Raw genomic sequence first — 25,162 nt, 5'->3', positions numbered from 1 at the left:
CAATTGACCTCTAAGCTCAGCCCCAACGATAAGAATCATCCCGTAGAGGTCTTCACATGCCGCAGCCATGGCCCGCCGCCGATATCGCCCAGATGATCCTCGACGGCTTCGACGATTACCGCGAGCATTTCCGCCAGATCACCGACGGCGCCCGGGCGCGTTTCGAGCGGGCGCAGTGGCAGGAGACGCAAATCGCGTCGGCCGCGCGGATCAATCTCTATGAAGAAAAAGTCAGTGAAACCGTGGAGCGGCTGCGCGTCGCGTTCGACAGCGACACGCTGGACGTCAGTTGCTGGCCGCTGGTCAAGAGCGCGTACATCACGCTGATCGACCTGCGGTTCGACGATGAATTGTCCGAGACCTGGTACAACTCGATTTTCTGCGGTCTGTTCAGCCATGACCTGATCAGCGACGGCTGCATGTTCATTCACACCACCCGCCCGAGCCTGCGCCGGGCCCGCGCCGCACAAACCCGCACGTACAAACCTCAGGGCCAGTTGTCCGGCATGCTCGCGAGCATTTTTGCCGACTACCGTTTCAGTGAGGATTACGCCGATCTGGCCGGCGACTTGCACCGCCTCGAAGCGCAACTGCGCGAGAACCTGCCGGACTGGGTGTGCAAGGACCCGGAGTTGAGCGTCGAACTGTTTTCCTCGGTGCTCTACCGCAATAAGGGGGCGTACCTGGTCGGGCGTATTTACACCCGGGACGAACAGTGGCCGCTGGTGATTCCGCTGCTGCACCGCGAAGGTCGCGGGATTCAGATCGATGCGCTGATTACCGATGAAGCGGACGTATCGATCATTTTCTCGTTCACCCGCTCCTATTTCATGGTCGACGTGCCGGTGCCGGCGGAGTTCATCGGTTTCCTCAAGCGCATCCTGCCGGGCAAGCACATCGCCGAGCTGTACACCTCGATCGGTTTCTACAAACACGGCAAGTCTGAATTCTATCGGGCGCTGATCAACCATCTGGCCAACACCGACGACCAGTTCATCATGGCCCCCGGCGTGCGCGGCATGGTCATGAGCGTGTTTACCCTGCCGGGTTTCAACACCGTGTTCAAAATCATCAAGGACCGTTTCTCTCCGTCGAAGAACGTTGACCGAGCCACGGTGATCGAGAAATACCGGCTGGTCAAAAGTGTCGACCGCGTCGGACGCATGGCCGATACCCAGGAGTTCGCCGATTTCCGTTTCCCATTGAGCAAGTTCGATCCGGCGTGCCTGGAAGAATTACTCGAAGTCGCCGCGTCCACGGTGTCGGTGGAAGGTGACACCGTGCTGATCCGCCACTGCTGGACCGAACGGCGGATGACGCCATTGAACCTGTATCTGGAAAACGCCAACGAGGCGCAGGTGCATGAGGCGCTGGAGGATTACGGCCTGGCGATCAAGCAACTGGCGGCGGCGAATATCTTTCCCGGCGACATGCTGTTGAAAAACTTCGGCGTCACCCGCCACGGTCGCGTGGTGTTTTATGACTACGACGAGATTTGCTTTTTGACCGAAGCCAACTTCCGGCACATCCCGCAGCCGCGTACGCCGGAAGACGAGATGGCGTCGGAGCCTTGGTATTCGATCGGGCCGCTGGATGTGTTTCCCGAGGAGTTTCCGCCGTTTTTGTTTGCTGACTCGGGGCAGCGGCGCTTGTTTGATCAGTTGCATGGCGAGTTGTACAACGCCGATTACTGGAAAAGCCTGCAGGAAGCCATACGTGCCGGCAAAATCATCGACGTATTCCCGTATCGCCGCAAAGGCCTGGATAACGAATAAACCCCTGAGTGAACCCCCTGTGGCGAGGGAGCTTGCTCCCGCTGGGTCGCGAAGCGACCCAAAAACCATCCACCGCGCAGCTTCAGACAAATCTCGATGACCGGATTACGACTGCCGCGCAGCCGAGCGGGAGCAAGCTCCCTCACCACAAAGGCAGGTTGAATTCGTCGCCGAGCCCCCAAATCTGCGACAATCCGGCCCCTGCGCCACTAGACGACTGAATTGCGTACCCGATGACCGACGAATCGCCCTCCATCGACAAACTGCTGAAAAACCTCGATCACGCCATGCTCGCCGACCGCCACCGGCTGCGGCGGCAGTTGCTTGAGCTGCGCAAGAAACCTGACGAGGCCAAGCTGGCCCTGTGGGTGACGCGCATGCAGGCGTCCTGTGATCAGGTGTTGGCGCGGCGCGCGAGCCTGCCGGTGATTCGTTACGACGACAGCCTGCCGATCGCCGCCAAGCGCGACGAAATCAAAGCCGCGCTGCTCAAGCATCAGGTGCTGATCATCGCTGGCGAAACCGGTTCGGGTAAAACCACCCAGTTGCCGAAAATCTGCCTGGAAATCGGGCGCGGCCAGCATGGCCTGATCGGCCACACCCAGCCGCGTCGAATTGCAGCGCGCAGCGTGGCGAGTCGGGTGGCTGAAGAACTGGCGACGCCATTGGGCGCGCTGGTCGGCTATCAGGTGCGGTTCGAGGACCAGAGCGATTCCAACACCCTGATCAAACTGATGACCGACGGCATCCTGCTCGCGGAAACCCAGAACGACCGCTACCTCGAACGCTACGACACGATCATCGTCGACGAAGCCCACGAACGTAGCCTCAACATCGACTTCCTGCTCGGTTACCTGAAAACCCTGCTGCCGCGTCGTCCGGACCTGAAAGTCATCATCACCTCGGCCACCATCGACCTGGAGCGCTTCTCCAAGCATTTCGACGATGCGCCGATTGTCGAAGTCTCCGGCCGCACCTTCCCGGTGGACACCTGGTATCGCCCGCTGACCCTGGAGCAAGACGAAGAGGGCAACCGCGTCGAGGATGACTTGACCGTCGATCAGGCGATCCTCGCCACCCTCGACGAAATCGCCGCGTTCGAACGCAGCGAGCGCAAGAGCCCCGGCGATGTGCTGGTGTTCCTGCCCGGCGAGCGCGAGATTCGTGACGCGGCCGACATGTTGCGCAAGGCCCAGCTCAAACACACCGAAATCCTGCCGTTGTATGCGCGTCTGTCGCCAGCCGAGCAGCAGCGGATTTTCCAGTCGCACCCAGGCCGTCGCGTGGTACTGGCAACTAACGTCGCGGAAACCTCGCTGACCGTGCCGGGCATTCGTTACGTGATCGACAGCGGCACTGCGCGCATCAGCCGCTACAGCTACCGCGCCAAGGTCCAGCGCCTGCCCATCGAGGCGATTTCCCAGGCCAGCGCCAACCAGCGTAAAGGTCGCTGTGGTCGGGTCGAGCCCGGCATCTGCATCCGCCTCTACGGCGAAGACGATTTCATGGGCCGCCCGGAATTTACCGACCCGGAGATCCTGCGCACCAACCTCGCCGCCGTGATCCTGCAGATGTTGCACCTGCGCCTTGGCGAGATCACCGACTTCCCGTTTATCGAACCGCCGGACGGCAAGGCGATCAGCGACGGTTTCAACCTGCTGCAAGAACTCTCGGCGGTGGACCGCAACAGCCAACTGACCCCGCTGGGGCGCAATCTGGCGCGTTTGCCGGTGGACCCGCGCATGGGTCGCATGCTGCTGGAAGCGGCGAAACTCGGCAGCTTGCAGGAAGTGCTGATCGTCGCCAGCGCCATGTCGATTCAAGACCCGCGCGAGCGACCGCCGGAGCGTCAGCAAGCGGCGGATCAGGCCCACGCACAATGGAAAGACGTGGACTCGGACTTCGCCGGGCTGGTCAATCTGTGGCGCGGCTTTGAAGAGCAGCGTCAGGCGCTGACGGCCAGTCCGTTGCGCAATTGGTGCCGCAAGAATTTCCTCAATTACCTGCGTCTGCGCGAATGGCGCGACTCGCACCGCCAGTTGAGCCTGATCTGCCGCGACATGCAGTTGAGCCTCAACAAAGAACCGGCGGATTACCCGAAACTGCACAAAGCCGTGCTCTCGGGCCTGCTCAGTCAGATCGGCCAGAAAACCGATGAAGGCGATTACCTCGGGGCCCGTCAGCGACGTTTCTGGATTCACCCGTCATCCGGTTTGGGTAAAAAACGTCCGCAATGGCTGATGACTGCCGAGCTGGTGGAAACCACCAAGCTCTATGCGCGCATGGTCGCCAAGATCGACGCCGACTGGATCGAGCCGCTGGCCGGGCACCTGATCAAGAAAAACCACTTCCAACCGCATTGGGAGAAGAAGCGCGGTCAGGTCGTGGCCTTCGAGCAGATCACGTTGTTCGGGCTGATCGTGGTCGGCCGGCGGCCGGTGCATTACGGGCCGATTGATCCGGTGGTGTCCCGTGAGTTTTTCATTCGCGAAGGCCTGGTGCGCGGCGAAATTCAGTCCAAGGCCAAGTGCCTGACAGCCAATGCGCAACTGCTGGAACAACTCGACGAACTGGAAGCCAAGGCCCGTCGCCGCGACATTCTCGCGGACGAGGAAACCCTGTTCGCCTTTTACGATGCGCGATTGCCCGTGGAGATTCACCAGACTGCGACGTTCGACAGCTGGTATCGGGTCAACAGTCAGAAAGACCCACAGCTGTTGATCATGCGCGAAGAAGACGTGCTGGCCCGCGAGGCCAGCGAAGTCACCGCCCTGCATTACCCGGACACCTTGCACATCGGCGATCTGGAACTGGCGCTGAGTTACCACTTCGAGCCTAACCATCCCCGTGATGGCGTGACCCTGCGCGTACCGGCGCCATTGCTGCCGATGCTGCCACCGGAGCGCCTGGAGTGGCTGGTGCCGGGTGTGATCGAAGCCAAATGCATCGCGCTCGTGCGCAACCTGCCCAAGGCGTTGCGCAAGAATTTCGTGCCGGTGCCGGACTTCGTCAAAGCCGCGTTGCAGCGCATGACCTTCGCCGAGGGTTCATTGCCGCTGGCGCTGGGCCGCGAATTGCTGCGCATGACCGGTGCGCGGGTCAGCGATGAGGCGTGGGCCGAAGCGTCGCAGCAGGTCGACAGCCATTTGCGGATGAACCTGGAAATCGTCGACGGCCAGGGCAAGTTCCTGGGCGAAGGGCGTGATCTGGCGGAACTGACCGCGCGTTTTGCCGAAGCCAGTCAGGCCGCCTTGGCGGTACCGCAAACCGCGAAAAGCCAGCAGCCGGTAGAAGCCAAGGTCTTTGCCGCGGTTGCCGAGAAAACCCAGCAGAAGATCGCCGGGCTGTCGATGACGGTCTATCCGGCGCTGGTGGAAGAGGGCGGTATGGTCAAGGAAGGGCGTTTCTCGACACCGGCCGAAGCCGAGTTCCAGCATCGCCGAGCATTGCAGCGTTTGCTGATGCAGCAACTGGCGGAGCCGGCGAAATTCCTGCGCGGCAAACTGCCGGGGCTGACCGAGCTGGGCCTGATGTATCGCGACATGGGGCGTGTCGACAGTCTGGTGGAAGACATTCTGCTGGCCAGTCTCGACAGCTGCATTCTCGACGGTGAAGACCCGTTGCCGCGCGATGGTGCCAGGCTGGCGGCGTTGGCCGAGCGCAAACGTGGCGGCTGGACCGAACACGCCGAGCGTCTGGCGAAGCTGACCCTGGACATCCTCAAGCTGTGGCATGGCCTGCAAAAACGCTTCAAGGGCAAGATCGACCTGGCGCAAGCCGTGGCCCTGAACGACATCAAGCAGCAGCTCAGTCATCTGGTGTATCCCGGTTTCGTGCGTGAAACACCGATGGTGTGGCTCAAGGAACTGCCGCGTTACTTGAAAGCGGTCGAGCAGCGTTTCGAGAAAATCGGCGCTCAGGTGCAACGGGATCGGGTGTGGAGCGGCGAATTGTCCGGCCTCTGGACCCAATACCAGACCCGCGCCGGCAAACATGCCCAGGAAGGCAAGCGCGATCCGCAGCTGGAGCTGTACCGCTGGTGGCTGGAGGAATACCGGGTTTCGCTGTTCGCCCAACAATTGGGGACCAAGGTGCCGATCTCCGATAAACGCCTGAATAAACAGTGGACTCAGGTCGAATCCTGAAACCGGGGCTCGCCACAAAACCTGTGGGAGCGAGCTTGCTCGCGATGACGGACTGTCAGACAACATTGATATTGAATGTACTGGCCTCATCGCGAGCAAGCTCGCTCCCACATTTTAGGTACGCCGTTACTCGCGCAAAAGGCGCCAAAATCTAACGTTTATGGCAAACTTCGCGCCTATAAACGCCGGCCCCGCGGTTTTGAGCCCTTCAAGGTTCGGGCGGAACGGAATAAAGCGATGCCTGGTTGGCTTCCCGTGACGGGAACAGACCCTTTGTGTGTTGGTACGTCGGTGCCAATGCTTTCTGCCTGAACAGATTAGAGAAACGACCATGCATAACGTCGTCATCAGCGGCACCGGCCTGTACACCCCGGCCAACAGCATCTCCAACGAAGAGCTGGTGCAGTCTTTCAACGCCTACGTCGCGCAATTCAATGCCGACAACGCCGAGGCCATTGCCCGTGGCGAGGTCGAAGCGTTGACCGAGTCCAGCGCTGCGTTTATCGAAAAAGCCTCCGGCATCAAAAGCCGCTTTGCCATGGACAAGGACGGTATTCTCGATCCGCAACGCATGGCACCACGCCTGCCGGAGCGTTCGAACGACGAATGGTCGGTGCTCTGCCAAATGGCCATTGGCGCGGCCGAACAAGCCTTGCAGCGCGCCGGCAAGACCGCCGCTGACATCGATGGCGTAATCGTCGCCTGCTCCAACCTGCAACGCGCCTACCCGGCCATCGCCATCGAAGTCCAGGAAGCGCTGGGCATCCAGGGCTTCGGTTTCGACATGAACGTTGCCTGCTCTTCGGCAACCTTCGGTATTCAGGCCGCCACTAACAGCGTGCAACTGGGCCAGGCCCGGGCCATCCTGATGGTCAACCCGGAAGTCTGCACCGGTCACCTGAACTTCCGCGACCGCGACAGCCACTTCATCTTCGGTGACGCGGCCACGGCCGTGATCATCGAACGTGCGGACCTGGCGACGTCCCAGTACCAGTTCGACATCGTCAGCACCAAGCTGCTGACCAAGTTCTCCAACAACATCCGCAACAACTTCGGCTTCCTCAACCGCGCCGCGGAAGAGGGCATCGGTGCCAAGGACAAACTGTTCGTGCAGGAAGGCCGCAAGGTGTTCCGCGACGTCTGCCCGATGGTCGCCGAGCTGATCGCCACGCACCTGGATGAGAACAAGCTCAACATCGGTGACGTGAAGCGCTTCTGGCTGCACCAGGCCAACCTCAGCATGAACCACTTGATCGTCAAGAAACTGCTGGGTCGCGAGGCCACCGAAGAAGAAGCCCCGGTGATTCTCGACACCTACGCCAACACCAGCTCTGCCGGTTCGGTGATTGCGTTTCACAAGAACCAGGATGATCTGGCTGCCGGTTCGCTGGCCGTGCTCAGTTCGTTTGGCGCCGGTTATTCGATTGGCAGCGTGATTCTGCGCAAGCGTTGATCCGAACTTTTTCCGTTGGATAGTAGGAAGTTTCCTACAGTCGAAATAGTCAGGACACTGTAGTTTTCGGAAATGACGGCAGGACTGCGCAACGGGCGAAGTCTTGCCGTCGTCATTTTCGACGTCAGAACAAGGGGATTGATTGATGGCGGCTGACGATTCGCAACTGCTTGCGCGATTACTGGCCGGCGAGCAAAAGGCTTTCAAGGAATTAGTCAGCACTTACCAGAGCGCCATGCGCGCGGTGGCCTATGCGATTGTGGGCAGCCGGCATGCCGACGAAATCGTCCAGGATGCGTGGCTGTCGGTGGTGCGTAACCTGAGCAAGTTCGAGGCGCGTTCGAGCCTCAAGACCTGGTTGCTGACCATCACCGCGAATGCGGCAAAGGGTCGATACAAACAAAACCGTCGTGAAGTGCTCCTCGATGACCTGCCGTCACCCCATGGCACCATCGATGATGATCGTTTCTCGCCCGGTGATGGTCATTGGCTGGTGGCGCCGTTTGCCTGGCACCAGGACACCCCGGAAGCGCTACTGACCGAAAACGAGCTGCGCGAATGCCTGGAACACACGCTGCTCAGCCTGTCGGAACTGCAAAGCAGTGTGTTATTACTTCGCGAGCGTCAGGGGCTGGAGCTGGAAGAAATCTGTAATCTTCTGGAAATCTCGCTCTCCAATGTTCGTGTGCTGCTGCATCGGGCACGGTTGAAGGTCTTTGCGACCGTAGAACATTTTGAGGAAACCGGCGAATGCTGACCTGTAAGGAACAAGTGGCACGTTCCAGCGACTATCTTGACGGGCAGTTGAGTTTTCGTGAGCGGCTGATGGTGCGTCATCACCTGATGTTCTGCCCTAATTGCCGGCGGTTCATTCGTCAGATGCGGGTGATGCAGGCGACATTGCGCGCCATGCCGGAAGAGGTCGTGCCGGACGCCGATACGTTGGCCGAACGTCTGGCTGCCGAACGTCGCAAGGACATTCCGTAGCCGAGGGGATTGTTGGCGGGGGGCAAGAAACAGGCTCGCGTGGATGAATCGAACGGATGATGGGGATCAACCCATCCACGCCAGACTGTAAAAGCAACCCGGGCTTCCTTGCCCGAGTCGTGTAACGGGGTAAATCAGAACTTTGCTTCGGCATCCAGTTGCAGGGTGTTGATGTCGGAGTCGGTCTTCTTGATGCTGGCGTTGGTGTAGTCGGAGTTAGCCATGAAGTACGTGGCGCCGAGGTTGAAGTTCTTGTCCAGTTCGTAGCTCACTTTCAACTTGCTGCCGCGCGAACCGGTGTAGCCGTTGGCGAAGTCGGAGTCGGTGAACGCGCCAACCACAGAGTTCTGTTGCACGTCGCGGTAGTTGTAGTCCACTGCGAAACCGTAGAGCTTGGTCTTGACGCCGGCCAACCAGCCAGTGTCCTGGTCGTTGCTCGCGTCTTTGTTGTTGACGTACTGGCCGTACAGCGAGAGCGGTACTGGCAGGTTGGTGAAGTCGAGCTGACCAAAACCTTCATACAGCTTGAACGTTTCGCCCGGGCTGTTGCCGTTGACGGCCAAGGCGCATGGCGCGGTGGCGGTGCCAGTGGTCGGGCAGGCGCTGTTGGAGTCGTTGTCGTACGAGTAGATGCTGCCGCCCAACGTCATTTTCATGCTGTCGGTGATGGCAAAGCGCGCACCCAACTGGCCAGCGTACAGGCGCAGGTCATGCTTGAACTGCACGCCTTCGCCGTCGACGTTGTCCTTGAGGGTGTAGTGACCGGCGCTGCCGAACAGTTCGGTGCTGCCGCTCAGCGGGTACTTGTAGGACGCCGACAGGCCTTCCGGGCTGATGTCGCTATCCCAGATGATGTCGCCCATGCTCACCCATTGTTGCGGCATCTTACCGCCAACGAGGTGCAGGTTCTTGATCGCGTCCGGGTGGTAGTCGACGTAACCCTGGTCCAGCCAGATCTGCTTCTTGTCGAAGTAGTTGTTCAAGTCCTGGTTGGTGGAGCGCGCGTCGTCGTTGCTGCCGGTGGCGATACGGATGCCGGTGTCGACTTGCGGGTTGATTTCGCTGTAGGCACCCAGGCGGGCACGAATGCGCTGGCGATCCTGGTCTTTGTTGTTTGGAACGCCATCGTTGTGGACGGTTTCTTCACGGAAACGAACGTCACCCTTGAATTGGGTCTTGGCGGCCCAGGCCAGTTTCTGGTCGAAGGCGCTCAGTGTGTCGGTTTTCTTCGCAGTTGCTGCGATCTGCTCGTTGGTCTCTTGCTGAGCCTGACGGGCGATTTGCTGATCTTTCTGATCCCGGGCCAGTTCGGCTTGCAGTTCGCTGTACTGGGCGTTGGTAATCGAGCCGTTAGCCTTGAGCATGTCGAGCAGTTTGGCGTCGACTGCGGCGCTGGCCGGAATGCTCATGGCCAGCAGCAGCCCGCCACACAGGACCGCCGCAGTTTTCGTGGAAGCAAGACGCATATCAATCTCCGAAGATGAGAGTGGATGGCTGAGCCATCCAGGGCACAACCGACCATTGATGGACGGAAAACAGTGGCCGGGTAATAACCAGGCGCTCTAAAAACAGGCGCCAGTATCGCGATGGTTTATGACAAAGCAGTGGCAAAGTGATGGCGTCTTGATGACGATCCAAAGGCTGTTTGAACTTTTTCATCGCAGGTCTGTCGGCGAAACGCGGGTGTGGAATGGACGGCGATAGGCGATACTCGCGAAGCTTTCACGCAAGAAGTGGAGAGGAAGTTGATGCCGCTGCAACGTTTGGAAAATCTGTCCGAAATCGCACCGCACACTTGGGATGCGCTCGTTCCCGAGTGTCAGCCTTTTCTGCGCCATGCTTTCCTCAGTGCCCTGGAGGACAGCGGCAGTGTCGGTCCGCATTCCGGCTGGCAGCCCGAGCATTTACTGCACATCGAGGGTGATCGACTGATCGCCGCGCTGCCCAGTTACCGCAAATGGCACTCCTATGGCGAGTACGTGTTCGATCACGCCTGGGCCGATGCCTGCGAGCGGGCCGGCATCGACTATTACCCCAAATTATTGACCGCCGTGCCCTTCAGTCCGGTCAGCGGCCCACGCTTGCTGGCGGCCAGTGTCGAGGACGGTTTCGAGCTACTCAACAGCCTGCCGGGCTACCTTGAGATCGAAGGACTGTCCAGCGCGCACATCAACTTCACCGACCCGTTTACCGACGCTGCGTTGAGCGAACAGCCAGGCTGGCTGCAGCGAATTGGCTGTCAGTATCACTGGCAGAATCGCGGCTATCGGGATTTCCAGGATTTCCTCGACGCCCTCAGTTCACGCAAGCGCAAGCAGATGCGCAAAGAGCGTGAGCAAGTGGCGGGGCAGGGTATTGATTTCGAATGGCTTGAAGGTCGGCAACTGGATCAGGCGCAGTGGGATTTCGTCTATGCCTGCTACGCCAACACCTACGCGGTGCGTCGGCAAAGGCCTTATTTGACGCGCGAATTTTTCAGCCTGTTGGCCGAACGCATGCCGGAATCAATTCGCGTGGTGCTGGCCAAACAGGGCTCACGGCCGGTGGCCATGGCCTTCAGCCTGGTGGGCGGCGACAGTTTTTATGGTCGTTACTGGGGCTGCCTGGCGGAGTTTGATCGCCTGCACTTCGAGACCTGTTTCTATCAGGGCATGGACTATGCGATTGCCAACGGCTTCCAGCGTTTCGACGCCGGTGCCCAGGGCGAGCACAAGTTGATTCGCGGCTTTGAACCGGTGATCACGCATTCCTGGCATTACCTGCGTCACCCGGGGCTGAAGGCGGCGGTCAAAGACTTTCTGCAGCAAGAGCGTGTCGGGGTGCTGGCCTATGCCGAAGAGGCGAGGACCGCCTTGCCTTATCGGCAAGACTGATCCTCGTCCGGGGCCTTAAGTGTCTTCTTTACCCAGCCAGCGATAGGTTACACCGCCAATCACCGCACCCAGCAGCGGTGCGACCCAGAACATCCACAATTGTTGAATCGCCCAGCCGCCGACAATCAGGGCCGGGCCGGTGCTGCGCGCCGGGTTGACCGAGGTGTTGGTGACCGGGATCGAGATCAGGTGGATCAGGGTCAGTCCCAGACCGATGGCGATGGGCGCAAGCCCGGCCGGGGCGCGCTTGTCGGTGGCCCCGAGGATGATCAGGATGAACATCGCCGTCATCACCAGTTCACAGACAAACCCCGCCGCCATGGAATAGCCGCCCGGAGAGTGTTCGCCATAACCATTGGACGCCAGGCCCCCGGCCAGGTCGAAACCGGGTTTGCCGCTGGCAATGAAGTACAGCAATGCGGCGGCAATCACCCCGCCGATTACTTGCGCAATGATGTAGGCCGGCAGTTCCTTGGCCGGGAACCGTCCGCCGACCACCAGTCCCAGCGACACTGCCGGGTTGAGATGACAACCGGAGATATGGCCAATGGCGAACGCCATGGTCAGCACCGTCAAACCAAACGCCAGGGACACCCCCAGCAATCCGATTCCCACATTCGGGAAGGCAGCGGCCAGCACCGCACTTCCACAACCCCCCAACACCAGCCAGAACGTGCCTACTAACTCTGTCGCAGAACGTTTGAATAGAGACATGAGAGCGTGCCCTTTCGAGGTTTTACTGCCTATCGCATCCAGTAGATGGACTGCAGAACCATCTCCAGAACCTTGGCTGAGTACAGCAGGGTTTTTTGAGAATTCCAGTGCCTGTAAAAAACCGCCAGAGCCCGTGGTTGAGAGGCTGTGGCGGTTTTTGGAGTGTAAAAGGTCCCTGTAGGAGTGAACCTGCTCGCGATAGCAGTAGATCAGTCAACAGAGATGTTGAATGTGAAGCCCTCATCGCGAGCAGGCTCACTCCTGCAAAGGAATAGGGGTGGTTTTGGGTTAATCGATTCCTACGAAACCGCCGGTCTGGTGCTGCCACAGCCGTGCATACAACCCGCCATGGGCCAGCAGTTCGGCGTGGGTGCCGGTTTCGGCGATCTTGCCGTTTTCCAGCACCACCAACCGGTCCATCCGGGCGATGGTTGAAAGCCGGTGGGCAATGGCAATCACGGTTTTGCCCTGCATCAGGGTTTCCAGGCTCTCCTGGATCGCCGCTTCCACTTCCGAATCGAGGGCCGACGTGGCCTCGTCCATGATCAGGATCGGCGCGTCCTTGAGCAGCACCCGCGCTATCGCGATCCGCTGACGCTGGCCACCCGAGAGCTTCACCCCGCGCTCACCGACATGCGCATCAAAACCGGTGCGGCCTTCGGCGTCGGACAGTAACGGAATGAACTCGTCGGCACGGGCCTTGTGCACCGCTTCCCAGAGTTCGGCGTCGGTGGCGTCGGGTTTGCCGTACAGCAAATTGTCGCGAATCGAGCGGTGCAGCAGCGACGTGTCCTGGGTGATCATGCCGATGCGCTCGCGCAGGCTTTCCTGGCCAACGTCGGCAATGTTCTGGCCGTCGATGAGGATTCGCCCGCCCTCCACGTCATACAGGCGCAGCAGCAAGTTGACCAAGGTTGATTTGCCGGCGCCGGACGGGCCGATCAGACCGATCTTTTCACCGGCCTTGATGTTCAGGTTGAGGTCGCCAATGATCCCGCTCTTCTTGCCGTAGTGGAAATCCACGTGCTCGAATCGCACTTCGCCGCGAGCGACAGCCAGCGGTTTGGCTTCATCGCGATCGGTCACGCTGACCGGTTGCGAGATGGTCTGCAAACCGTCCTGGACCATGCCGATGTTCTCGAAGATGCCGGTGACCACCCACATGATCCAGCCGGACATGTTGACGATGCGGATCACCAGGCCCGTGGCCAAGGCAATTGCCCCCACCGTGATCAGCGACTGCGTCCACAACCACAGCGCCAGGCCTGTGGTGGTGACGATCAGCAGGCCGTTCATGCTGGTGATCACCACATCCATGCTGGTGACCACGCGGCCGGCCAGTTGCGCCTTCACGGTCTGTTCTTCGATGGCTTCCTTGGCGTACTGCTGTTCGAAATTGGTGTGGGCGAACAGCTTCAGCGTGGTGATGTTGGTGTAGCCGTCGACGATCCGCCCCATGAGTTTGGAGCGCGCATCGGATGACACCACCGAACGCTCTTTAACCCGTGGCACGAAGTAATAGAGCGCACCCATGTACGCGGCGATCCAGCTCAGCAACGGGATCATCAGGCGCCAGTCGGCCTCGGCAAACAGCACCAGCGAACTGATCGCGTAGATCAGCACGTGCCAGAGCGCGTCCACCGCCTGCACCGCCGAATCGCGCAACGAGTTGCCGGTCTGCATGATGCGCTGGGCGATGCGCCCGGCGAAGTCGTTCTGGAAAAAATTGAGGCTCTGTTTGAGCACGTAACTGTGGTTCTGCCAGCGGATCATGCTGGTCATGCTGGGGCTCAGGGTCTGGTGCACCAGCAAGTCGTGCAGGCCCACGAACACCGGGCGCAGGATTAGCGCCACCACCGCCATCCAGGCCAGTTCGATGCCGTGTTCCTTGAAGAAATCGACGTTGGGCGTGCCTTGGGCGAGGTCGATGATGCGGCTCAGGTAGCTGAACAGCGCCACTTCGATCAGCGCACCAAACAGGCCGACGATCAGCAGGGCGGCGAAACTCGGCCAGACCTGCTTCAGGTAATAGGTATAGAAAGGTAGAACCCGATCCGGCGGAGCCGCCGTCGGTGCATCACGAAAGACGTCGATCAATTTTTCAAAACGGCGATAAAGCATCAGTTCTCCGCCCGCGCACGGGCTCTCCTTTGAACAGTGTGAGCGGTGCCGGAGGCCGGCAACCGCTCAAGTCTTCCTGTGAAGCTTAGTCGATGACCTTGGCCGACTTGATGAATACAGGATCGGCGGGCACGTCTTTCATGCCGCTTTTGGTGGTGGTCTGGGAATTGACGATGACGTCTACCACGTCCATGCCTTTCACGACTTTACCGAACACGGCATAACCATCACCGCTGTCGAGGAAATCGTTGTCCTTGACGTTGACGAAGAACTGGCTGGTGGCCGATTCCGGGTCAGAGGTACGCGCCATGGACAGGGTGCCACGGACGTTATGCAGGCCGTTTTTCGATTCGTTCTTGATCGGTGCCTTGGTTTCTTTCTGCTGCATTTGTTGAGTGAAACCGCCGCCCTGGATCATGAAGCCCGGAATCACGCGGTGGAAAATCGTGTTGTTGTAAAAGCCGCTGTTCACGTAATCGAGGAAGTTCTTGGTACTGATGGGCGCCTTGACCGGGTCCAGTTCGATTTCGATCTGGCCGTTGGTGGTGTCCAGCAAGACGTGCGGTGCCTTGGCTGGCGTGGCAGCCATCAGGTTGGCGGCAAACAGAACGGAACCGGCGACGAGGGCGATTTTTTTCAGCATGGGTCAGTGATCCTGATTGGGGTGGTATCGACTGCGGTGAGAAACTCGAGCAGTGTTTGGTTGAAGCGTTCGGGTTGGTCCAGCGGGGTGGCGTGGCGCGAATCGGCGATCACCACCAGCCGCGCATCGGGCAGCAGTTTTACATAGGTTTCCTTCAGCGCTACCGGCGTGTAATCACGGTCGGCGCTGACGATCAGGGTTGGACAGGCAACCTTCGAAAGTCGTTCCTGAACCCCCCAGCCAACGATGGCATCGAAGCTGGCGAGATAAGCATGTTTGTCGTTTTTTGCCCAGCGCTCGGCCATCTTTTGACGCAAATCAGCTTGGTCCGGATTCGGGAACAATTTGCCGCCGAGGGCCTTGCCGATGGTGCCCAGGCTGAGGACGCGCATCAGGCTCCAGCGTTTGAACCACTGCCAGTAATCGTCGCGACTGCGCAACTTGACCTCTGGCGCGCTGTTGACGATGGTCAGGCTTTTGAGCAGATGCGACTGGTCCACCGCCAGTTGAAAGCCGATCATGCCGCCCATCGACAGCCCCACGTAATGCACCGGGCCGAGGTTCAGATGTTCGATCAGCGCGACCAGGTCGGCGCTGAAACCGGCAATGCTGTAACGCTCGCGGGGTTTGTCGGAGCGACCATGGCCGCGCACATCCGGGACGATCACTCGGTAGCGTGTGGACAGCGCCGGGATCTGCATTTCCCAGTCCAGCGTGCTGGACCCCAGTCCATGGACCAGGAGCAATGGCGTGCCATGGCCATATTCCTCATAGTGCAGGTTGCAACCTTCATGTTCGAAATAGGCCATGCATTCACTCCTTGTCAGGCTTGTTCAGGGGCGGCGAAAGGCGCGTCCAGCGGTGCGGTGTCGAAGGTGCGCAGCAGTTCGATGAGAATCTGCGTCGCCGGTCCCAAGGGTTTGTCCTTGTTCGAATACAGGTAAAAGCTCGGGTTGCGACTGCCGCCCTGATCCAACGGTAGCAGCTTGAGCGTGCCTTCCTTGAGTTCCCGTTCAATCATGTGCCGTGGCAGCCAGGCGAACCCCAGGCCGCTGCTGACAAACGTCGCGGCGGTGGCCAGGCTGCCGACGGTCCAGCGCTGTTCGGCGCCGAGCCAGCCGACGTCGCGCGGCTGCTGCCGACCGGAGTCACGGATCACCACTTGCATCTGGCTTTCCAGGTCCTGGAAGTTCAGCTCGCGGTTGAGGCGGTGCAGCGCATGGTCGGGATGGGCGACCGCGACGAATTCGACATCGCTCAATTCCGCGCCCAAATAGCCTGGAATGCTAAAACCGGTAATCGCCAGGTCGGCCACGCCTTCGAGCAGGACTTCCTCAACCCCCGACAGCACCTCTTCACGCAGGCGGACCCGGCAGCCACGGCTCTGCGGCATGAACGCGGTCAGGGCGCGCACGAGGCGGGCGCTCGGGTACGCCGCGTCGACCACCAGCCGCACTTCGGCTTCCCAGCCTTGTTCCATGTGATGAGCCAGGTCTTCCAGTTGGCTGGCCTGTTTCACCAGTTGCCGTGAGCGCCGCAGCAATACGCCACCGGCTTCGGTGAGCACGGCTTTGCGACCGTCGATGCGCAACAGCGGCACGCCTAGCTGGTCCTGCATGCGCGCCACGGTGTAGCTCACCGACGATTGCGAACGGTGCAGCGCTTCGGCGGCCTGGGCGAAACCGCCGTGGTCGACCACGGCCTGCAATGTTCGCCATTGATCAAGGGTCACGCGGGGCGCTTTCATGAATAGCTCCTCTTGTCCTAAGCTGGCAGCCCTTTATGGAGACTGCTGAATGAATAAATTCTGTTGTGTGCTGCTGGCGATGCTGCCGCTGACGGCGTTTGCTTATCCGATTGATGTGCAGAAAGACCTCAACGGCTTGAAAGTCGACTACGAGACCTTCGACACGGATAACGACATCGGCTCTATCCGGGTGGCTAACTACGGCGACGTCGATGTCAGCTGCAAAGCGGTGTTCATTAATGGCCCGGAAGCGCCACGCACCCGCAAGATCGATGTACCGGCGGGCAAGCATAAAAATGCCACCGCGAAGTTCACCCGCAGCATTATCAAGCTGCGTATCGAGCTGACCTGCACCCCGAAATGAATTCAATTCCTTGTAGGTGTGAGCCTGCTCGCTTCTACAAGGTATGCTCAGCTTATAAACGAATTTATTGATGGGTTATAGCAGTTATTTGCGCTTTTTCATCGATATGACTCTGTTTAACCTTCACTCCATCGCCTTACAGCATTCTCAGATGGAGCCTACATCCCATGTCACGCGTTCTGATCATCGAAAGCAGCGCCCGTCAGCAAGACTCGGTTTCCCGTCAACTGACCCAGACCTTCATCAGCCAATGGAAAGCCGCGCATCCGGCCGATCAGATCACCGTACGTGACCTGGCCGTCAATCCGGTGCCGCACCTGGACATCAACCTGCTGGGCGGATGGATGAAACCGGCCGAGCAACGCAGCGACATCGAACAGGCTTCGCTGGAACGCTCCAACCAGTTGACCGATGAGCTGCTGGCCGCCGACGTGCTGGTCATGGCCGCACCGATGTACAACTTTGCCATCCCCAGCACGCTCAAAGCCTGGCTTGACCATGTGCTGCGTGCCGGCGTGACCTTCAAGTACACCGACACCGGCCCGCAAGGCCTGCTCAGCGGCAAGCGTGCCTACGTGCTGACCGCTCGCGGCGGGATCTACGCCGGTAGCACGGCGGATCACCAGGAACCGTACCTGCGTCAGGTCATGGCGTTCATCGGCATCCACGATGTGACCTTTATTCACGCCGAAGGCATGAACCTGGGCGGCGACTTCCAGGAGAAGGGCCTGAACCAGGCGAACGCCAAGCTTGCCCAGGTCGCCTGATCTTTTAATCGCCAGATAATCACCGGATGGTCTAGTGACCTGGCGCAACCCCTTCAAGGCTTTACGCGCAACGAACCTCCCTTTGCACTTGTTGCTCCTGAGTGCTGTCGCCCGATTGAACGCTTTAGCGAGATCGGGCTTTTTTTTGCCCGCGATTTAATAAACATCCAAATCCCCTGTGGGAGCGAGCCTGTTCGCGATACCAGGCAAAACCCGTTATCGTCGCCGCCATTCAAAACGAGGCGAGCATGGGCTATCTACTTTTTGTCACGCTGATCCAGGCGTTTTCCTTCAGTTTGATCGGCGAATACCTGGCCGGTCACGTCGACAGCTATTTCGCAGTGCTGGTACGGGTCGTGCTGGCGGGGCTGGTGTTCATCCCGCTGACGCGCTGGCGTTCGGTGGAACCGGCGTTCATGCGCGGGATGCTGTTGATCGGTGCGTTACAGTTCGGCGTGACGTACGTGTGCCTGTACCTGAGCTTCCGCGTGCTGACGGTGCCGGAAGTGTTGCTGTTCACCATCCTCACGCCATTGCACGTGACCTTGATCGAAGACGCGCTGAACCGGCGTTTCAATCCGTGGGCATTGATCGCCGCGTTGGTGGCGGTGATGGGCGCGGCGGTGATTCGCTACGACCGGATCAACCCGGATTTCTTCATGGGGTTCCTGCTGCTGCAACTGGCCAACTTCACCTACGCTGCCGGGCAAGTACTTTATAAACACCTGGTGGCGCGCTATCCGAGTGATCTGCCGCATTACCGGCGTTTCGGCTACTTCTACCTTGGCGCATTGGCCGTGGCGTTGCCGGCATTCCTGCTGTTCGGCAAACAGAACTTCCTGCCCGAAGCGCCGCTGCAATGGGGCGTGCTGGTGTTCCTCGGCCTGGTCTCGACCGCGCTGGGATTGTATTGGTGGAACAAGGGCGCATGCATGGTGAACGGCGGAACGCTGGCGGTGATGAACAACCTGCATGTGCCTGTGGGGTTGCTGATCAATCTGCTGATCTGGAATCAGCATGAGGCGTTGGGACGGTTGTTTCTCGGCGGGTCGGTGATTCTGATGGCGGTGTGGATCAGTCGGTTGGGTGTCCGCAAACCACTGACCACCACATAACCCCTGTAGGAATGATGCGCATTACTTCTCGGCCAACTGCTCCACCAAAAACTCAATAAACGTCCGGGTCTTTTGCGGGACCCGACGTGCCGAAGGGTACACCGCGTTAATCGTGATCGCGGGTGCCTGCCATTCGCACATCACCGGCACCAGGCGGCCGGCCGCCAACGCATCCTCGACAATGAAATTGGGCAACAGGGCGATACCCATTCCGGCTTCGGCGGCCTGAGCGAGCAAGTCGCCATTGTTGGCATGCAAGGGCCCGGTTACGTTGACCCGTTGAGTTTCCTTGCCATTGCACAACTGCAGGCTGACGCCACTTTGCAGATACCCGTAGTTGAGGCACTGGTGGGCGCGCAAGTCTTGCGGGGTCTGCGGTATGCCAGCGCGCGCCAGATACGCCGGGGACGCCACCATGATGCGCGGGGCCGGCGCGAGTTGCCGGGCGATCATCGTCGAGTCGGGCATGCTCGCAATGCGGATGGTCACGTCGAAACCACCGCGCACGGGGTCCACCTGCTGATCGCTGAGCACCAGTTGCAACTCGATGTTCGGGTGCTGCTCATGAAACAGGGGTATCAGTGGCCCCAGTCGGCGCAAGCCAAAGGACATCGGCGCGTTGACCCGCAACACCCCACGCAACTCGCCAATGCCGTTACGCGCACGCTGTTCGGCCTCATCCAGCGAGGCCAGCACTTCGCGTGCTGCATCGAAGTATTCGGCGCCAGCCTCGGTCAAGTGCAGGCTGCGGGTGGTGCGCTGCAGCAGTTGCACGCCGATGGCTTCCTCCAGCGCCTGAATCTGTTTACTGACTTTTGATCGCGGCACATCCATTGCCCGTGCAGCCGCGGCGAAACCGTTCTCGCCGACCGTGACGACAAAGGCGCGCATGCATTCGATGCGATCCATGATTGTCCCTATTTTAGAATCAATGATTCTCGATTTTAGGGAATTGTCCCCTTCTTTGCTAGCCCTTAAAGTGACATCCAAGCCGACGACAACGCCGCAGACGGCAACGTCGACTCACCCATTACTCACTTTGAAATCGACATCAAAAGGAACGCGTCATGTCTATTCGTGAACTGCTCAACCCAACCAACTCCGCCCTGATCCTGATCGACCATCAGCCACAAATGGCGTTTGGCGTGCAGTCGATCGACCGTCAAACGCTGAAGAACAACACGGTAGGCCTGGCCAAGGCTGCCAAGATCTTCAACGTGCCGACTATCTACACTTCGGTGGAAACCGAAAGCTTCAGCGGTTACATCTGGCCTGAATTGCTGGCGGTTCACCCGGAGCAAAAGCCGATCGAGCGCACCTCGATGAACTCCTGGGAAGACAAGGCGCTGGTTGACGCGGTGAAAGCCACCGGCCGCAAAAAACTGATCATTGCCGCGCTGTGGACCGAGGTCTGCCTGACCTTCCCGGCACTGGAAGCGTTGGCTGAAGGTTACGAGGTGTACATCGTGACGGACGCTTCCGGCGGCACCACCAAAGAGGCGCACGACATGTCGGTGCAGCGGATGATTCAGGCGGGTGCGGTGCCGGTGACCTGGCAACAAGTGTTGCTTGAGTACCAACGTGACTGGGCACACAAAGACACTTACGAAGCGGTGATGGAGTTGGTGCTGGAACACAGCGGCGCCTATGGCATGGGCGTGGATTACGCTTACACCATGGTGCACAAGGCACCGCAGCGGCAGGTCAAGTAACCCGCCAGTCTCGGAAACGATGCGAATCCCTGTGGGAGCGAGCAAGCTCGCTCCCACATTGGTTCAGTGGTGTTTACATGATGTGTTTATCGGCGTCGGGAATGTGGCTTGCACCCAGCATCGCCGGCAGCAACCCCGCACGCATATCCCCACCGCTCGGCTGCTGATAAAGACTCAACCCGAACTCCGGCAGCACCGCCAGCAGATAGTCGAAAATGTCCCCCTGAATCCGCTCGTAATCCGCCCACGCCGTGGTGCTGGTGAAGCAGTAGATTTCCAGCGGAATACCCTGCGCGGTGGTCTGCATCTGCCGCACCATGCAGGTCATGCCGGGCTGAATCTCGGGGTGACTCTTCAGGTACGCCAACGCATACGCGCGGAAGGTCCCGATGTTGGTCATCCGCCGACGGTTGGCGGACATGGCCGCCACATTGCCTTGTGCTGCGTTCCAGGCCTTGAGTTCGGCCTGCTTGCGACCGATGTAATCGGTCAGCAAATGCACTTGCGACAACTTCTCTTCTTCGTCATCGCGGATGAAACGCACGCCGCTGGCATCGATGAACAGGCTGCGCTTGATCCGTCGACCGCCGGATTGCTGCATGCCGCGCCAGTTTTTGAACGACTCGGACATCAGGCGCCAGGTCGGGATCGAAACAATCGTCTTGTCGAAGTTCTGCACCTTCACCGTGTGCAACGTGATGTCGACCACGTCACCGTCGGCGCCGACCTGCGGCATCTCGATCCAGTCGCCCACCCGCAGCATGTCGTTGCTGGTCAGTTGCACGCTGGCCACGAACGACAGCAGCGTGTCTTTGTAGACCAGAATAATCACCGCCGACATGGCACCCAGACCCGACAGCAGCAACAGCGGCGAACGGTCGATCAGGGTGGAGACGATGACGATCGCACCCAGCACGTACAAGACCATTTTTGTCAGTTGCACGTAGCCCTTGATCGAGCGCGTGCGGGCGTGTTCGGTGCGCGCGTAGATGTCCAGCAAGGCGCTGAGCAGGGCGCTGATCGCCAGCAACAGGAACAGAGTGGTGAACGCCAACGCCACATTGCCGAGGAAATTCAGGCTGGTCTTGCTCAGCTCCGGCACCAGGTGCAAGCCAAATTGAATCACCAGTGACGGCGTCATCTGCGCGAGGCGATGAAAGACCTTGTTGTGCCGGAAGTCGTTGATCCAGTGCAGCGCCGGTTGGCGGCCGAGTATTTTGGTCGCGTGAAGAATGAGGAAACGCGCCACTCGTCCGAGGACCAGTGCAATGACCAGCAACAACATCAGCGCCAGGCTTGAATGCAGGAGCGGGTGCTGATCGAGGGCACCCCAGAGGTCTTGGGCGTTGAGCCAGAGCTGTTTGATATCCATGGGCTAAAACGATTCTCCGGAAGGACACGATCGGGCGATTAGAGCATTTAAGAGGGTTTGGATGACGTTTGAAGACAAATCAGGCAACAAAAAGCCACTGTTTATCGTCGTTTTCGTAAAGAAACTCGGCCTGAGCGCTCGAAACCGTTACCCTATGCAGCTGTTTTTTTGTATTTCTTCGAGGTAGCACCCGTGTTTTCCCAATTCGCCCTGCACGAACGCCTGCTCAAAGCCGTGGCCGAGCTTAAATTTGTCGAGCCAACGCCAGTGCAAGCAGCGGCTATTCCGCTGGCGCTCCAAGGGCGTGACCTGCGGGTGACTGCGCAAACCGGTAGCGGCAAAACCGCTGCCTTCGTCTTGCCGATCCTCAACCGTCTGATCGGCCCGGCGAAAGTCCGCGTCAGCATCAAGACCCTGATCCTGCTGCCGACCCGCGAGCTGGCTCAGCAGACCATCAAGGAAGTGGAGCGCTTTGCGCAGTTCACGTTCATCAAGTCCGGCCTGATCACCGGCGGTGAAGACTTCAAGGTCCAGGCCGCCATGCTGCGCAAGGTGCCGGACATCCTGATCGGTACGCCGGGCCGGATGATCGAGCAACTGAACGCCGGCAACCTTGACTTGAAAGAAGTTGAAGTGCTGGTCCTCGACGAAGCCGACCGCATGCTCGACATGGGCTTTGCCGACGACGTACAGCGTCTGGTAGCTGAATGCACCAACCGCCAGCAGACCATGCTGTTCTCCGCCACCACCGGCGGTTCGGGCCTGCGCGACATGGTGGCCAAGGTGTTGAACAACCCTGAGCACCTGCAGGTCAACAACGTCAGCGACCTGAACGCGACCACCCGTCAGCAGATCATCACCGCTGACCACAACGTGCATAAAGAGCAGATCCTCAACTGGCTGTTGGCCAACGAGACCTATCAGAAGGCCATCGTGTTCACCAACACCCGGGCCATGGCCGACCGCATCTACGGTCGTCTGGTGGCGCAGGAATACAAAGCGTTCGTGCTGCATGGCGACAAAGACCAGAAAGACCGCAAGCTGGCCATCGACCGCCTGAAGCAGGGCGGCGTGAAGATCCTCGTTGCCACCGACGTCGCCGCCCGCGGCCTGGACGTGGATGGCCTGGACCTGGTGATCAACTTCGACATGCCGCGCAGTGGCGACGAATACGTTCACCGTATCGGTCGTACCGGCCGTGCCGGCAACGAAGGCCTGGCGATCTCGCTGATCTGCCACGGCGATTGGAACCTGATGTCGAGCATCGAGCGCTACCTCAAGCAGAGCTTCGAGCGCCGCACCATCAAGGAAGTCAAAGGCACCTACGGCGGACCGAAAAAGGTCAAGGCTTCGGGCAAAGCCGTTGGCGTGAAGAAGAAAAAAGTCGACGCCAAAGGCGACAAGAAGAAAACCGGCGCCAAGGCACCGACCAAGCGCAAAATCGCCAACCGCCCGAAGACCGACGCTCTGTCGCTGGTCAGCAAGGACGGCATGGCGCCGCTCAAGCGCCGCAAGCCGGAAGCGCCAGCTGCTGAATAAGCCGTTGTCGTGACCCAAAAAAACCGGACGGATGTCCGGTTTTTTTATGCGCGGGATTTGTCGGTTGATCAGCTCTCGGCCTTCTTGTCCGCCGTCTTCAGTTCCTTCAAGCGCTGATCAATCAGCTGGCACTTGTCCGGCAAATCCTTGCTCGCTGTGCCCAGGTCCATCTTCTGCAGCTCGGCATTGATCTCTTTGGCTTTGGCCGGATTCTGCTCGGTGAGCTTGGCCACTTCCTGGGCCAGTTGCTCGCGCTTGGCGGTGGCTTCCTCTGGGGTGCAGGCCCAAACGGGGAGGGCGCAGGCGAAGGTGGTGACGAGGGTGATGTTCAGCAGGGTTTTCATAAGTGAGCCTCAGTTCCGGTTAAGGCGGGTTAACCGGTTGAGGGTTGATGGCCTGGAAAAGTTCAGCTAATTGACCACAGCGTCTTGGGTGTTACTGGTCCTTTATGGCGATGCACATGTCCATTTCCAGTACACCGCTGTTCTCATCGTAAGAAATCTCCACCGGGTAGCGTTCAAACCCAGGACGCTGGTCGTAGGCCAATCCGCTTTGCGGCATCCACTGTCCACAGAGTTCACCCCAAGCCGCCGGGATTTCACTGGCCGGGCCTTTGAAGTGGGCGACAGCGTAGCGGCCGCCGGGCAGATTAGTGACGGCAAACGGGTATTTCGGTTCGAAGTCGGCGGGCACTTCGACGCAGGCGTCGTAGCGGCAGTATTGCGCGGGTGTGGTGCTCGGGTCGTCGTGGCCGATGCCGTAGCGCACGCGGTTGAGCAGGTTGTTTTCGTTCATCCACGGGGCGACGGTTTCGCGCCAGAAGGTGCCGATTTCCGGGCCGTAGGGGCCGGTGTAGCGCAGGTAGGCGACTCGGGCTGGGGGGAGGGTTTTCAGGGTGACGTTCATTGTCTGGGGCCTTGGAGTCTGGTTCGTTTGAAGGAGCGGTGGCTGGGCGGGGCTCATCGTCGGAACGCCGCCCGGAGCAAGCTCGCTCCCACTGGGGATTTTTGGTGTTTTGAAATTGTGTGTTTGGCACCGATCCACTGTGGGAGCTGGCTTGCCAGCGATGGCCGCGCCTCGGTCTCTGAAGGCTAGCCCCCATGGCAGCAGCTGGCTGCGGCCTTTTCTTCATAGCGGTCGTGATGCCGCACCCATTCCATGATCTCTTCTTCGTTGCGGCCCTTGGGCGTGAGGTCGAGGTAATTGTAGGCGCCGACCAGCATGTCGAGACCCCGCGCATAGGTGGAATAGGTATGGAAAATGTCGCCGGCTTCATTGCGATAAAACACGCTCAAGCCTGGGAGTTCTTCTTCGGCCCCATCAGTTTTTTCGTAGTTGTAGGTGGCTTTACCGGCGGCGACCTCTTCGGCCCGCGCAGAGACGCCGAAGTCGTAGTTGAAATCGCAACCCTCTGACGACACCCAATCGAATTTCCATCCCATGCGCCGCTTGAAAGGCTGGAATTCGGCGAACGGTGCGTGGGAAACCGCCACGACGGCGATGTCATGGTGCGCCAGGTGTTGGTTGGCGCCGTCGATGTGGTCGGAGAGGAACGAGCAGCCTGGGCAGCCTTCGTCCCATCCGGCGGCGAACATGAAGTGGTAGATCACCAATTGGCTACGACCGCCAAACAGGTCGGCCAGTTTCAGTTCGCCGTGGGGGCCTTGGAAGTGGTAGTCCTTGTCGATTTTCACCCAGGGCAGGGCTCGGCGTTCGGCGCTGAGTTTGTCGCGTTCCTTGGTGAAGGCTTTTTCGTGGGCCAGGTGTTGTTTGCGCGCGGCGAGCCATTCTTCGCGGGACACGACGGGATGATTCTGAATGTTCATTGGCTTTTC

At 59.5% G+C, this 25,162-nt stretch carries 21 protein-coding genes and 1 pseudogene; 11 read left to right on the top strand and 11 right to left on the bottom strand.

Annotation, left to right across the window (positions count from 1 at the left end):
- Nucleotides 1-56 precede the first annotated feature (56 nt).
- From aceK to SB725_RS04880, 5 genes are all read left to right on the top strand, one after another.
- Nucleotides 57-1,775 carry a bifunctional isocitrate dehydrogenase kinase/phosphatase gene (gene aceK / locus SB725_RS04900; protein ID WP_410921386.1) on the top strand — a complete coding sequence of 573 codons (1,719 nt, stop codon included), beginning with the start codon at nt 57-59 and terminating at the stop codon, nt 1,773-1,775.
- A gap of 233 nt (nt 1,776-2,008) precedes the next feature.
- Entirely contained in the window at nt 2,009-5,920 is a 3,912-nt protein-coding gene (gene hrpA / locus SB725_RS04895) for an ATP-dependent RNA helicase HrpA (RefSeq protein ID WP_410921385.1), read from the top strand.
- Between the two features lie 331 nt (nt 5,921-6,251).
- On the top strand, nt 6,252-7,373 hold the full coding sequence (locus SB725_RS04890; protein WP_410921384.1) for a beta-ketoacyl-ACP synthase III: 1,122 nt from the start codon (nt 6,252-6,254) through the stop codon (nt 7,371-7,373).
- Between the two features lie 142 nt (nt 7,374-7,515).
- Nucleotides 7,516-8,130, top strand: coding sequence for an RNA polymerase sigma factor (locus SB725_RS04885; RefSeq protein WP_027925839.1), 615 nt, complete (start codon nt 7,516-7,518; stop codon nt 8,128-8,130).
- The gene (locus SB725_RS04880; protein ID WP_027925838.1) at nt 8,124-8,360 is read left to right on the top strand and encodes an anti-sigma factor family protein; all 237 of its coding nucleotides are present in this window, start codon (nt 8,124-8,126) and stop codon (nt 8,358-8,360) included. Before SB725_RS04885 ends, SB725_RS04880 begins: the two co-directional genes overlap by 7 nt.
- A 134-nt stretch (nt 8,361-8,494) precedes the next feature.
- Here the strand turns inward: SB725_RS04880 and SB725_RS04875 are convergent, their stop codons facing one another.
- Nucleotides 8,495-9,826, bottom strand: coding sequence for a putative porin (locus SB725_RS04875; RefSeq protein ID WP_027925837.1), 1,332 nt, complete (start codon nt 9,824-9,826; stop codon nt 8,495-8,497).
- A gap of 282 nt (nt 9,827-10,108) precedes the next feature.
- Between SB725_RS04875 and SB725_RS04870 the strand changes: the two genes are divergently transcribed.
- A complete protein-coding gene (locus tag SB725_RS04870) occupies nt 10,109-11,233 on the top strand; it encodes a GNAT family N-acetyltransferase (RefSeq protein WP_410921383.1) in 1,125 nt (374 codons plus the stop codon).
- A gap of 15 nt (nt 11,234-11,248) precedes the next feature.
- On the opposite strand, the gene aqpZ is transcribed toward SB725_RS04870, so the two are convergent.
- The 5 genes and pseudogenes from aqpZ to SB725_RS04845 form a co-directional block, all read right to left on the bottom strand.
- Nucleotides 11,249-11,947, bottom strand: a complete 699-nt coding sequence (gene aqpZ / locus SB725_RS04865) for an aquaporin Z (RefSeq protein ID WP_027925835.1) — start codon at nt 11,945-11,947, stop codon at nt 11,249-11,251.
- Between the two features lie 288 nt (nt 11,948-12,235).
- Nucleotides 12,236-14,068, bottom strand: coding sequence for an ABC transporter ATP-binding protein (locus tag SB725_RS04860; RefSeq protein WP_059181416.1), 1,833 nt, complete (start codon nt 14,066-14,068; stop codon nt 12,236-12,238).
- A gap of 85 nt (nt 14,069-14,153) precedes the next feature.
- Complete coding sequence (locus SB725_RS04855) at nt 14,154-14,711, bottom strand: peptidylprolyl isomerase (RefSeq protein ID WP_059181415.1); 558 nt, start codon at nt 14,709-14,711, stop codon at nt 14,154-14,156.
- A gap of 3 nt (nt 14,712-14,714) precedes the next feature.
- Nucleotides 14,715-15,520 (bottom strand): annotated as a pseudogene (locus SB725_RS04850) (alpha/beta fold hydrolase).
- 14 nt (nt 15,521-15,534) lie between these two features.
- Entirely contained in the window at nt 15,535-16,458 is a 924-nt protein-coding gene (locus tag SB725_RS04845; RefSeq protein ID WP_027925831.1) for a LysR family transcriptional regulator, read from the bottom strand.
- Between the two features lie 49 nt (nt 16,459-16,507).
- Here SB725_RS04845 and SB725_RS04840 point away from each other — a divergent pair, with 49 nt between their 5' ends.
- The 3 genes from SB725_RS04840 to SB725_RS04830 all read left to right on the top strand — a co-directional run bounded on the left by SB725_RS04840 (nt 16,508) and on the right by SB725_RS04830 (nt 18,704).
- Complete coding sequence (locus SB725_RS04840) at nt 16,508-16,822, top strand: hypothetical protein (protein WP_027925830.1); 315 nt, start codon at nt 16,508-16,510, stop codon at nt 16,820-16,822.
- A 167-nt stretch (nt 16,823-16,989) separates the two neighbouring features.
- The gene (locus tag SB725_RS04835; RefSeq protein ID WP_027925829.1) at nt 16,990-17,589 is read left to right on the top strand and encodes an FMN-dependent NADH-azoreductase; all 600 of its coding nucleotides are present in this window, start codon (nt 16,990-16,992) and stop codon (nt 17,587-17,589) included.
- Between the two features lie 248 nt (nt 17,590-17,837).
- On the top strand, nt 17,838-18,704 hold the full coding sequence (locus tag SB725_RS04830) for a carboxylate/amino acid/amine transporter (RefSeq protein ID WP_410921382.1): 867 nt from the start codon (nt 17,838-17,840) through the stop codon (nt 18,702-18,704).
- 21 nt (nt 18,705-18,725) lie between these two features.
- Here SB725_RS04830 and SB725_RS04825 read toward each other — a convergent pair whose 3' ends face one another.
- Nucleotides 18,726-19,613 (bottom strand): LysR substrate-binding domain-containing protein, encoded by an 888-nt coding sequence (locus tag SB725_RS04825; RefSeq protein ID WP_410921381.1) that lies wholly within the window; start codon nt 19,611-19,613, stop codon nt 18,726-18,728.
- 158 nt (nt 19,614-19,771) lie between these two features.
- On the opposite strand from SB725_RS04825, the gene SB725_RS04820 reads away from it, so the two are divergent.
- Nucleotides 19,772-20,416 (top strand): hydrolase, encoded by a 645-nt coding sequence (locus SB725_RS04820; RefSeq protein ID WP_027925826.1) that lies wholly within the window; start codon nt 19,772-19,774, stop codon nt 20,414-20,416.
- Nucleotides 20,417-20,489: 73 nt separating this feature from the next.
- Here the strand turns inward: SB725_RS04820 and SB725_RS04815 are convergent, their stop codons facing one another.
- Nucleotides 20,490-21,788 carry a mechanosensitive ion channel family protein gene (locus tag SB725_RS04815; RefSeq protein ID WP_027925825.1) on the bottom strand — a complete coding sequence of 433 codons (1,299 nt, stop codon included), beginning with the start codon at nt 21,786-21,788 and terminating at the stop codon, nt 20,490-20,492.
- Nucleotides 21,789-21,980: 192 nt separating this feature from the next.
- Between SB725_RS04815 and SB725_RS04810 the strand changes: the two genes are divergently transcribed.
- Nucleotides 21,981-23,327 carry a DEAD/DEAH box helicase gene (locus tag SB725_RS04810; protein WP_027925824.1) on the top strand — a complete coding sequence of 449 codons (1,347 nt, stop codon included), beginning with the start codon at nt 21,981-21,983 and terminating at the stop codon, nt 23,325-23,327.
- A gap of 68 nt (nt 23,328-23,395) precedes the next feature.
- On the opposite strand, the gene SB725_RS04805 is transcribed toward SB725_RS04810, so the two are convergent.
- From SB725_RS04805 to SB725_RS04795, 3 genes are all read right to left on the bottom strand, one after another.
- Nucleotides 23,396-23,671 (bottom strand): hypothetical protein, encoded by a 276-nt coding sequence (locus SB725_RS04805; RefSeq protein ID WP_027925823.1) that lies wholly within the window; start codon nt 23,669-23,671, stop codon nt 23,396-23,398.
- 91 nt (nt 23,672-23,762) lie between these two features.
- Complete coding sequence (locus SB725_RS04800) at nt 23,763-24,233, bottom strand: GyrI-like domain-containing protein (protein WP_410921380.1); 471 nt, start codon at nt 24,231-24,233, stop codon at nt 23,763-23,765.
- 185 nt (nt 24,234-24,418) lie between these two features.
- A complete protein-coding gene (locus SB725_RS04795; RefSeq protein WP_410921379.1) occupies nt 24,419-25,153 on the bottom strand; it encodes a DUF899 domain-containing protein in 735 nt (244 codons plus the stop codon).
- Between the last annotated feature and the right edge of the window lie 9 nt (nt 25,154-25,162).

It is taken from the genome of Pseudomonas sp. SIMBA_041 (assembly GCF_046535095.1).
Lineage (GTDB): Bacteria > Pseudomonadota > Gammaproteobacteria > Pseudomonadales > Pseudomonadaceae > Aquipseudomonas > Aquipseudomonas mucoides.
This window is presented reverse-complemented; position numbering and strand designations above follow the sequence as displayed.

What these genes read in the sequence shown, in the direction of transcription:
- SB725_RS04795 (WP_410921379.1), bottom strand. Translation starts at nt 25,153, where the DNA reads ATGAACATTCAGAATCATCCCGTCGTGTCCCGCGAAGAATGGCTCGCC.
- SB725_RS04805 (WP_027925823.1), bottom strand. Translation starts at nt 23,671, where the DNA reads ATGAAAACCCTGCTGAACATCACCCTCGTCACCACCTTCGCCTGCGCC.
- SB725_RS04880 (WP_027925838.1), top strand. Translation starts at nt 8,124, where the DNA reads ATGCTGACCTGTAAGGAACAAGTGGCACGTTCCAGCGACTATCTTGAC.
- SB725_RS04875 (WP_027925837.1), bottom strand. Translation starts at nt 9,826, where the DNA reads ATGCGTCTTGCTTCCACGAAAACTGCGGCGGTCCTGTGTGGCGGGCTG.
- SB725_RS04825 (WP_410921381.1), bottom strand. Translation starts at nt 19,613, where the DNA reads ATGGATCGCATCGAATGCATGCGCGCCTTTGTCGTCACGGTCGGCGAG.
- SB725_RS04855 (WP_059181415.1), bottom strand. Translation starts at nt 14,711, where the DNA reads ATGCTGAAAAAAATCGCCCTCGTCGCCGGTTCCGTTCTGTTTGCCGCC.
- SB725_RS04845 (WP_027925831.1), bottom strand. Translation starts at nt 16,458, where the DNA reads ATGAAAGCGCCCCGCGTGACCCTTGATCAATGGCGAACATTGCAGGCC.
- aqpZ (WP_027925835.1), bottom strand. Translation starts at nt 11,947, where the DNA reads ATGTCTCTATTCAAACGTTCTGCGACAGAGTTAGTAGGCACGTTCTGG.
- SB725_RS04830 (WP_410921382.1), top strand. Translation starts at nt 17,838, where the DNA reads ATGGGCTATCTACTTTTTGTCACGCTGATCCAGGCGTTTTCCTTCAGT.
- SB725_RS04835 (WP_027925829.1), top strand. Translation starts at nt 16,990, where the DNA reads ATGTCACGCGTTCTGATCATCGAAAGCAGCGCCCGTCAGCAAGACTCG.
- hrpA (WP_410921385.1), top strand. Translation starts at nt 2,009, where the DNA reads ATGACCGACGAATCGCCCTCCATCGACAAACTGCTGAAAAACCTCGAT.
- SB725_RS04860 (WP_059181416.1), bottom strand. Translation starts at nt 14,068, where the DNA reads ATGCTTTATCGCCGTTTTGAAAAATTGATCGACGTCTTTCGTGATGCA.
- SB725_RS04820 (WP_027925826.1), top strand. Translation starts at nt 19,772, where the DNA reads ATGTCTATTCGTGAACTGCTCAACCCAACCAACTCCGCCCTGATCCTG.
- SB725_RS04800 (WP_410921380.1), bottom strand. Translation starts at nt 24,233, where the DNA reads ATGAACGTCACCCTGAAAACCCTCCCCCCAGCCCGAGTCGCCTACCTG.
- SB725_RS04840 (WP_027925830.1), top strand. Translation starts at nt 16,508, where the DNA reads ATGAATAAATTCTGTTGTGTGCTGCTGGCGATGCTGCCGCTGACGGCG.
- SB725_RS04870 (WP_410921383.1), top strand. Translation starts at nt 10,109, where the DNA reads ATGCCGCTGCAACGTTTGGAAAATCTGTCCGAAATCGCACCGCACACT.
- SB725_RS04815 (WP_027925825.1), bottom strand. Translation starts at nt 21,788, where the DNA reads ATGGATATCAAACAGCTCTGGCTCAACGCCCAAGACCTCTGGGGTGCC.
- SB725_RS04890 (WP_410921384.1), top strand. Translation starts at nt 6,252, where the DNA reads ATGCATAACGTCGTCATCAGCGGCACCGGCCTGTACACCCCGGCCAAC.
- aceK (WP_410921386.1), top strand. Translation starts at nt 57, where the DNA reads ATGCCGCAGCCATGGCCCGCCGCCGATATCGCCCAGATGATCCTCGAC.